4 protein-coding genes are annotated in these 3,205 nt (G+C 61.2%); all 4 read left to right on the top strand.

All coding sequences use genetic code 11. The annotated features are described in order from the left end of the window. The first annotated feature begins 113 nt into the window (after positions 1 to 113). The gene (locus ABSG20_RS33340) at positions 114 to 1,058 is read left to right on the top strand and encodes a carbohydrate ABC transporter permease (protein WP_423868697.1); all 945 of its coding nucleotides are present in this window, start codon (positions 114 to 116) and stop codon (positions 1,056 to 1,058) included. Next, on the top strand, positions 1,058 to 1,933 hold the full coding sequence (locus ABSG20_RS33335; protein WP_423868696.1) for a carbohydrate ABC transporter permease: 876 nt from the start codon (positions 1,058 to 1,060) through the stop codon (positions 1,931 to 1,933). Before ABSG20_RS33340 ends, ABSG20_RS33335 begins: the two co-directional genes overlap by 1 nt. Positions 1,934 to 1,995: 62 nt before the next feature. Next, positions 1,996 to 2,982, top strand: a complete 987-nt coding sequence (gene denD / locus ABSG20_RS33330) for a D-erythronate dehydrogenase (RefSeq protein ID WP_423868695.1) — start codon at positions 1,996 to 1,998, stop codon at positions 2,980 to 2,982. A 20-nt stretch (positions 2,983 to 3,002) separates the two neighbouring features. Beyond that, on the top strand, positions 3,003 to 3,205 hold a 203-nt coding region (locus ABSG20_RS33325), incomplete at its 3' end, for a PfkB family carbohydrate kinase (protein WP_423868694.1).

Genomic DNA, 3,205 nt, shown 5'->3' with positions numbered 1-3,205 from the left:
CGGACGCCGCCAAGCGAGCTGCCGATCGCGCCAAGCGTTATTACAACGTCTGATCAAGCAGAAACCGCGGCGTCCGGAAATCCGGACGCCGCCGCTTCTCCAGGGAGTGCATCATGGCCGTCATTGCCGAACCCCTCGCGCAGGCCGCGCGTCGCAGCCTTTTCTCGCTGGCGCTCGAGAACCGCAACGTTCTGGGCGCGATGTTCATGCTGCCGGCGTTGGCTATTCTTATCCTGTTCCTTGCCTATCCGCTGGGGCTTGGCCTGTGGCTCGGCCTCACCGATACCAAAATCGGCGGCGAGGGCCGCTTTATCGGTCTGGAAAATTTCGTCTCGCTGTCAAAGGACAACGTGTTCTGGCTTTCCGTCTTCAACACGATATTCTACACCGTTACCGCCAGCGCGATAAAATTCGCGGTCGGACTCTATCTTGCGCTGCTGCTCAACGAGCGGTTGCCGTTCAAGTCGGTGATGCGGGCCATCGTATTGCTGCCATTCGTGGTGCCGACGGTGCTCTCCGCGATCGCGTTCTGGTGGATCTACGACTCCCAGTTCTCGATCATCTCATGGGTCCTGATCAAGATGGGCCTCATCCACAGCTATATCGACTTCCTCGGCGATCCCTGGAACGCGCGCTGGAGTGTGGTGCTGGCCAACATCTGGCGCGGCGTTCCATTCGTGGCGATCACGCTTCTGGCAGGACTGCAGACCATTTCGCCGTCGCTCTACGAGGCCGCCAATCTTGACGGTGCCACCAACTGGCAGCGCTTCCGGTTCATCACGTTGCCGATGCTTTCGCCGATCATCGCCGTGGTCATGACGTTTTCGGTGCTGATGACGTTCACCGATTTCCAGCTGATCTACACCATCACCCGCGGCGGGCCGATTAATGCCACGCACCTGATGGCGACCCTGTCGTTCCAGCGCGCCATCACCGGCGGCCATCTCGGCGAGGGGGCGGCGATTTCCAATGCGATGATTCCCTTCCTTGCCGCCGCGATATTGCTGAGTTTCTTCGGCCTTCAGCGCAGCAAGTGGCAACAGGGCGGGAGGGATTGATGGCGAGCGTCGAAGATCAAAGCGATGGCATGTCCTATCTGGAAAGCTGGCCGCGCCGCGCCCTGCGGGTCTATTTTCCGCTCAGCCTGATCCTGGTTTTCCTTTTGTTCCCGTTCTACTGGATGGCGACCACGTCGTTCAAACCGGACGCGGAAATGTACGATTACGAGAAGTATAATCCATTCTGGATCGTTCACCCGACGCTCGATCATGTCCGGAAGCTGTTCCTCGAGACGGACTATCCCCAGTGGATGTACAATACGCTGGTCATCTCGATATCATCGACCTTCATCTCGCTGTTCGCCAGCGTCTGCGCGGCCTATGCGATCGAGCGGTTGCGTTACCGGGGATCGCGTTATGTCGCACTTGGGATTTTTCTGGCCTATCTGGTGCCGCCGTCGATCCTGTTTATTCCGCTGGCGACGATTGTGTTCAAGCTCGGCCTGTTCGACGGCAACCTGGCGCTGATCCTGACCTATCCGACCTTCCTGATCCCGTTCTGCACCTGGCTATTGATGGGCTATTTCCGCACCATTCCCTATGAGCTCGAGGAATGCGCTCTGATCGACGGCGCGACACGGCTGCAGATTCTCACCAAGATCACACTGCCGCTCTCGTTCCCCGGCCTGATATCCGCCGGCATCTTCGCGTTCACGCTGTCGTGGAACGAATTTATCTACGCATTGACGTTCATTTCATCGTCCGAGAACAAGACCATCCCGGTCGGGGCCATCACCGAACTGGTCAATGGCGACGTCTATCACTGGGGCGCGCTGATGGCTGCGGCGCTGACCGGATCGGTGCCAGTGGTCATTCTCTATTCCTTCTTTGTCGAGCATTATGTATCGGCGATGACCGGAGCGGTAAAGGAGTAGGCGCTGGAGCTTCGGCAACGCTCAACTAGGTTGAGCTGGGTTCAAAAGATAGGAGTTGGCTCTTGCACATTCTGGTTCTGGGCGCGGCCGGCATGGTCGGCCGCAAATTGACCGAGCGGCTGTTGCGCGACAGGCGCCTCGGCAACAGTGACATCACGGCGATGACTTTGCAGGACGTCGTTGCTCCCGTGGCGCCCGCCGATGCCGGATTTCCGGTCGGTGTCGTGACCTGCGATTTCGCCGTGGCCGGCGCCGCCGAAAAGCTGGTGGCGGATCGGCCCGATGTGATTTTCCACCTGGCGGCGATCGTCTCGGGCGAGGCCGAGCTCGATTTCGACAAGGGCTATCGCATCAATCTCGACGGCACGCGGATGCTGCTGGACGCCATCCGGCTCGCCGGCGGCGGCTACAGGCCTCGCGTCGTGTTCACCTCCTCGATCGCGGTGTTCGGCGCGCCGTTCCCCGAGGCGATCGGCGACGAGTTCTTTCATACCCCGCTCCTGAGTTACGGCACCCAGAAGGCGATCGACGAACTCCTGCTTGCGGATTATTCGCGCCGCGGCTTCCTGGATGGCATCGGCATCCGCCTGCCGACCATCTGCATCCGTCCGGGCCTTCCCAACAAGGCCGCCTCCGGCTTCTTCTCCAACATCCTGCGCGAACCGCTGGCCGGCAAGGAAGCGGTGCTGCCGGTGTCCGAGGACGTCCGCCACTGGCATGCCACGCCGCGCTCGGCGGTCGGCTTCCTGTTGCACGCCGGCACCATGGATGCCGCGGCCATCGGTCCGCGCCGCAACCTCACCATGCCCGGCCTTTCCGCGACCGTCGGCGAACAGATCGCGGCGCTGAAGCGGGTGGCGGGCGAAAAGGTGGCGGCGCGGATCAAGCGCGAACCCGATCCCTTCATCATGGGCATTGTCGCGGGCTGGCCGCGCAACTTCGAGCCGAAGCGGGCGCTTGCGCTCGGTTTCACCACCGCCGAGAAGACCTTTGACGACATCATCCGGATTCACATCGAGGACGAACTTGGCGGCACGTTCGCAGCCTGAAGTGTCGGGGGGATGCGGTCATGACCAAAGTGGCCTGCATCGGCGAATGCATGATCGAACTGAAGCAGGCGGAGCGCGGCCTGTATGCGCGGGGCTATGGCGGCGATACCCTGAACACGGCGATCTATCTCGCCCGTCTTGGCGCCGATGTCGACTACATTACCGCGCTCGGTGACGATCCCATCAGCGATGAGATGCTGGCGGGCTGGGCGGCCGAGGGCGT

Source organism: Bradyrhizobium sp. (assembly GCF_049512235.1).
Lineage (GTDB): Bacteria > Pseudomonadota > Alphaproteobacteria > Rhizobiales > Xanthobacteraceae > Bradyrhizobium.
Note: the sequence above shows the minus strand (reverse complement) of the source record. Positions and strands in the feature narration are given on the sequence as shown.

Bases quoted from the DNA above. Each gene is read 5' to 3' on its own strand.
- ABSG20_RS33340 (WP_423868697.1), top strand. From the start codon at position 114: ATGGCCGTCATTGCCGAACCCCTCGCGCAGGCCGCGCGTCGCAGCCTT.
- ABSG20_RS33335 (WP_423868696.1), top strand. From the start codon at position 1,058: ATGGCGAGCGTCGAAGATCAAAGCGATGGCATGTCCTATCTGGAAAGC.